Source organism: Bradyrhizobium cosmicum, from assembly GCF_032290525.1.
GTDB classification, from domain to species: Bacteria; Pseudomonadota; Alphaproteobacteria; order Rhizobiales; family Xanthobacteraceae; genus Bradyrhizobium; species Bradyrhizobium cosmicum_A.
The window spans coordinates 1-457 of record NZ_JASXTA010000087.1 but is presented as its reverse complement, the minus strand read 5'-3'; the positions used below and the strand labels follow the sequence as shown (position 1 = coordinate 457).

The following is a 457-nucleotide window of genomic DNA, read 5'->3' as shown; positions in this document are numbered from 1 at the left end:
TATCGGCGCCTTATTGCCGATCGCGCTGTGGGGCCGGACTTCGTTGTAGTCTCTGCGCCAATCCTCCATTTTCTGCCGCGCGTCGTCAAGGCTCAGGAACCAGTGCGTGTTCAGGCACTCGCTTCTGAACTTGCCGTTGAAAGATTCGATAAAGCTGTTGTCCGTCGGTTTTCCCGGCCGCGAGAAATCCAGCACCACACCCTTCTGGTAAGCCCAGATATCGAGATCACGGGAGATAAACTCTGATCCCTGGTCGACGCGAATCGTCCTGGGATAGCCAAGGAGCTTGCAGATACGCTCCAAGGTCAGCACGACATCCTCGCCTCGATAACTGAAGCGCGGATCGACGGCTGGCGAGAAGCGACTGAAGGTGTCCACAATCGTGAGAACACGGATCTTGCGGCCCGTGGCGAGCTGGTCGTGAACGAAGTCCATTGCCCAGGTCTCATTGATCTGG

General features: G+C 56.9%; 1 protein-coding gene. It reads right to left on the bottom strand.

The genetic code is table 11. The features are described from left to right. On the bottom strand, positions 1–457 hold a 457-nt coding region (locus tag QSV46_RS39155; protein WP_314964017.1), incomplete at both ends, for an integrase core domain-containing protein.